The sequence below is a fragment of the Pseudomonas sp. yb_9 genome (assembly GCF_043103635.1).
Classification (GTDB): domain Bacteria; phylum Pseudomonadota; class Gammaproteobacteria; order Pseudomonadales; family Pseudomonadaceae; genus Aquipseudomonas; species Aquipseudomonas monteilii.
The window spans coordinates 1-3,821 of record NZ_JBICKA010000100.1; the positions used below are offsets into that span (position 1 = coordinate 1).

5 protein-coding genes and 1 pseudogene are annotated in these 3,821 nt (G+C 59.9%); 2 read left to right on the forward strand and 4 right to left on the reverse strand.

Features of this window, described 5'->3' with window-relative positions; translation table 11 throughout:
• Positions 1-149: 149 nt before the first annotated feature.
• Both ACF8MI_RS25065 and ACF8MI_RS25070 read left to right on the forward strand, forming a co-directional pair.
• Positions 150-1,223 (forward strand): aromatic ring-hydroxylating dioxygenase subunit alpha, encoded by a 1,074-nt coding sequence (locus ACF8MI_RS25065; RefSeq protein WP_009682426.1) that lies wholly within the window; start codon positions 150-152, stop codon positions 1,221-1,223.
• A complete protein-coding gene (locus ACF8MI_RS25070; protein ID WP_009682427.1) occupies positions 1,220-2,323 on the forward strand; it encodes an FAD-binding oxidoreductase in 1,104 nt (367 codons plus the stop codon). The genes ACF8MI_RS25065 and ACF8MI_RS25070 overlap by 4 nt, the downstream gene beginning before the upstream one ends.
• Positions 2,324-2,395: 72 nt before the next feature.
• Here the strand turns inward: ACF8MI_RS25070 and ACF8MI_RS25075 are convergent.
• The 4 genes and pseudogenes from ACF8MI_RS25075 to ACF8MI_RS25090 all read right to left on the reverse strand — a co-directional run.
• Positions 2,396-2,590, reverse strand: a pseudogene (locus tag ACF8MI_RS25075) (phospholipase D-like domain-containing protein); the annotation flags it as partial.
• Positions 2,591-2,617: 27 nt separating this feature from the next.
• Positions 2,618-2,746, reverse strand: a complete 129-nt coding sequence (locus ACF8MI_RS25080) for a hypothetical protein (protein ID WP_254925078.1) — start codon at positions 2,744-2,746, stop codon at positions 2,618-2,620.
• Entirely contained in the window at positions 2,736-3,062 is a 327-nt protein-coding gene (locus ACF8MI_RS25085; RefSeq protein ID WP_053070061.1) for a TrbM/KikA/MpfK family conjugal transfer protein, read from the reverse strand. The genes ACF8MI_RS25080 and ACF8MI_RS25085 overlap by 11 nt, the downstream gene beginning before the upstream one ends.
• 29 nt (positions 3,063-3,091) lie before the next feature.
• A partial coding sequence (locus ACF8MI_RS25090; RefSeq protein ID WP_274121211.1) for a mating pair formation protein occupies positions 3,092-3,821 on the reverse strand: 730 nt, incomplete at its 5' end.

Consider the following 3,821-nt stretch of genomic DNA (forward strand, 5'->3'; position numbering starts at 1 on the left):
TCCCACAGGAGATGTTCGTGGGGACGCGATAAACACTTAAGAGAACCTAAACCAAATATCAGTTTTATCCATCTATTCTTACTCAACTGGCCTCTCGTATTCTGGATCCGTTGTTAGCCACGATCCGAAGAATAATAAGGAGAGACCCCATGTTTATGCGCAACGCCTGGTATGTCGCCGCCAGTGAAACCGAACTCGGTGAGCAACTGTTTGCGGTCAAGCTGCTGAATGAGGCGGTAGTGCTTTACCGCAAAGGCGATGGCACCCCGGTCGCCCTAGAAGATGCCTGCCCGCATCGCAAACTGCCGTTGTCCTTAGGGCGGCGCCAAGGTGACGACATCGAATGCGGTTACCACGGCCTAACCTTCGACTGCTCGGGCAGTTGCGTGCGCGCCCCCGGCAGTAAGCACGTTCCCCAAGGCGCCAAGGTGCGCAGTTATCCGCTGGCCGTGCGCTACGGCCTGATCTGGATCTGGATGGGCGATGCCGAGCTGGCCGACGCCAGCAAGATTTGCCACGTGCCCGAATGGGGCGATCCGGCCTGGGGCCTGAATCGTGGCGACAGCATGGTCATCCCCTGCAACTACCTGTACATGACCGACAACCTGCTCGACCCCTCCCACGTGGCCTGGGTTCACCAGTCCTCCTTTGGCAGCGCCGCATGCGCCCAGGAGCCGCTGCAAACTACGGTGACAGACGTCGGCGTGATCGTGTCGCGGTGGATGCGCGACATCGAAGTGGCGCCGTTCTACGCCAAGTTCGTCAAGTTCAGCGGCAACTGTGACCGCAAGCAGCATTACGAAGTGCACTACCCGGCCCAGGCCATCATCAAGGCCATCTTCACCCCGGCCGGCACCGGATCGGATGCCGGGCCGGTGCACGAACAGGTGTTCTTGATGAACTCCTACAACTTCATGACCCCCATCGATGAGTCCACCACCCGCTACTACTGGTTCCAGGTGCGCAACTTCGACCAGGACAACGAGGAAGTCTCGCGCCAGTTCGATGAGGACGTACGTCACGCTTTCGCCGAAGACCGCGTGGTGCTCGCCGCCGTCCATCAAGGCATGGCCAACAAGTGCAGCCCCAATATCGACCTGGCCTCCGACTCGGGCCCCCTGCGTTTCCGGCGTAACCTGGCCAAATTGATTGCCCAGGAACAACCTGCGGACTTGATCCCGCTGGTACAAGGCCAGACCGCAAACAGCGGGGGTTTGAGATGAGCAGCCAACCCCAAGGTTTCAAGGCTTGGCGGGTGATCGAGAAAACGCCGGAAAGCGCGGTCATTACCTCCTTCGTCCTCGCGCCGCAGGACGGTCCTGCACCCATGGACTTTCGTCCGGGGCAGTTCCTCACGGTGCGGCTGGTGTTGGGCGACGGCACTCGAGTGCTGCGTAACTACAGCGTCAGTGCCCTCACGGACAACCCGCTCCAGGTACGAATTTCGGTCAAGCGTGAACCCGCCCCGTTCGATCGCCAAGACCTGCCGGCCGGACAAGGTTCCAACCACCTGCACGACGGCGTGCGGGTTGGCGACGTACTCGACATCGCAGGCCCATCCGGCACCTTTGTGCTGGACGAGCAAAGTCCAAGGCCGGTGGTGCTGTTCAGCGGCGGCGTCGGTTTGACGCCCATGCTGAGCATGCTGCATCGCCTGAGCGGCCAGTCGATGCGCCCGGTGCACTTTCTGCACGCCTGCGAAAACGGCGCGGTGCATGGGTTTCGCGATGAAGTGCTGGCCCTGGCCGACCGGCGCCCGGGCATTGAAGTGCACTTCTGTTATCGCAATCCGAGCGAGGCGGATCGTGACCGCTTTCACAGCCAGGGCCTGATCAGTCGCCAAACCCTGCAAAGCCTGCTGCCGTTGGACGACTATGATATCTACCTGTGCGGCCCCAGACTTTTCATGCAGGCCAACTGGCGGCTGTTGCGCAGCCTTGGGGTGGCCCGCGAACGAATTCATTACGAGTTTTTTGGCCCGGCGACGGTGCTTGAGGAAGACGACGTCAGTCCAGCGCCGCCACCTGAGCCGACGCTGAGCGAACCTGTGGCAAAGGACGGTGCCGTAAGTGTCTGCTTCATGCCGTCCGGCACCCGCGTAGCCTGGGATGAAAACTGCCATTCATTGCTCGAATTGGCCGAACAGGCGGGCCTGACTCCGGCGTTCAATTGCCGGGCGGGCTTGTGCAATACCTGCCAGGTGAGCTTGCGCGAAGGTACGGTCGAGTACTTCGACGACCCGCTGGACGCTCCGCAAAACGGTGACATCCTGTTGTGCTGCACGCGGCCCACCAGTGCGATCACGGTGCAACTGCGCCAATAGTAAGCGCCGTAGGCGAAGTCGGCCGCGTGTCTGATGCTGGGCGCGAAAAATCAGATCCAATATTTGGGTACCCGTCTTGGCTATAAGCGTCAGGGCATGGCGCCCAGCAGTTGAGCGCGCTTCTTCGAGGTTGCTGCGGTGATCGGCGACCACCGCCACGTCAACACCGCGTTGCTTGGCGGCAACCAGCGCTCGGGTAACGTCTGGACTGGTGAAGACGTACGCAGCAACGCGGATAGAGCTGGTGGCCGCGTAAATGGTGCGCAAGACTAGTTTCTGTGCAGAGCCCTCGGGCTAGAAACCGACCTCGATGCGACGGCTTGCGTCGCCCTCGTTGTCAGCAGCCAGGGCCAGCACTTGCAGGCTGCCCCCCGCGACCAGTGCCATCGTCAACGCCAGTGGCTTGAAAACTCTAGAAACCATGTTCTACAGGCCCCCAAATATCGTTGGCCTTTTTAGTCAAACCCTCATCGTCCTTGCAGGACTCAACAGTCTCCCCCCGTGCGGCTTTCGTGCGCGAAGGACTGAAATGTCCGTGCTTGTAACGCTTGATACTGAAATATTTCTGGATGTACTTGTCGCAGTCACCATCGCGGGTCATGCCAAGTAGACAAAGAACAGCACCGCAAGCGTCGGGGTTACTGTCATGGCCATAGGGCGGCTGGACCGGTTCATCAGCAACGGCTGGACCTGACAGCAATAACGCTCCCAGCAAAAAAACGGATGGAAGTTTTTGCATAAATCCCCCTTTTCTCGCGTGCGAGAAATTCAATTGATGATCTGTACGAAAGATGGCTCGACTTGCGCTTGCCCTTGGCCGGATGCCAGCGCAGCGGCTGGTTTGGGATCAGCGAAGCGTTGGAACTGTTCAACCGGCGCAGCATCGCCAGTGTCCAGCGCAACTTGAATCCTTGACTGCTCAGGGCTCGCCGGTTGCATCGCAGCCTGTTGAGCGGGTTGCGGTGCCTGGCCGTTTTCGTCGGTCACAATCACCCATGGGTCACTATGTTTTGACGAAGCTGTACGAGCGCGCACAGGCGTTTTTCGTGCCCCTGGTGATGCAACCGCTACGGGTATCGCCTCATCGCCTGCAGTGGCCTCCACAGCAGGCACAATCGGATCAGCACTCGAAGGATTCAGGGCACCGACCACAACTTTCTGCACGTAGGACAGATCACCCTCTTTGTCCGGGCGATAACCACGTACAGGGTTCCCGCTGTAGTACATCGAGAGCGAGTCGCGCAGGGCTTCTTGTGGGTTCGGATTCGCGGTCAGGGCTTTGGTGTAGTTCTTGACCATCAGCTCGCTAATCGCCTGCAGGTTGCGGCACGGCTCAAACGCTTGGGCGTAGCTCAGGCCGAGAGCCCGCATGTTCGTCACCAGGAGCTGGCCAATACCGACCGAGAAACGGAAGCCTTCGCGCTCCAACCGTTCGGCGGTGGCCACCGCTTCACGCAACGACTTGGGCTGACGCTCCAATCGGCCATCGACAACCCCA

Coding starts and splice junctions, on each gene's coding strand:
- ACF8MI_RS25080 (WP_254925078.1), bottom strand. CDS start 2,746: ATGGTTTCTAGAGTTTTCAAGCCACTGGCGTTGACGATGGCACTGGTC.
- ACF8MI_RS25070 (WP_009682427.1), top strand. CDS start 1,220: ATGAGCAGCCAACCCCAAGGTTTCAAGGCTTGGCGGGTGATCGAGAAA.
- ACF8MI_RS25085 (WP_053070061.1), bottom strand. CDS start 3,062: ATGCAAAAACTTCCATCCGTTTTTTTGCTGGGAGCGTTATTGCTGTCA.
- ACF8MI_RS25065 (WP_009682426.1), top strand. CDS start 150: ATGTTTATGCGCAACGCCTGGTATGTCGCCGCCAGTGAAACCGAACTC.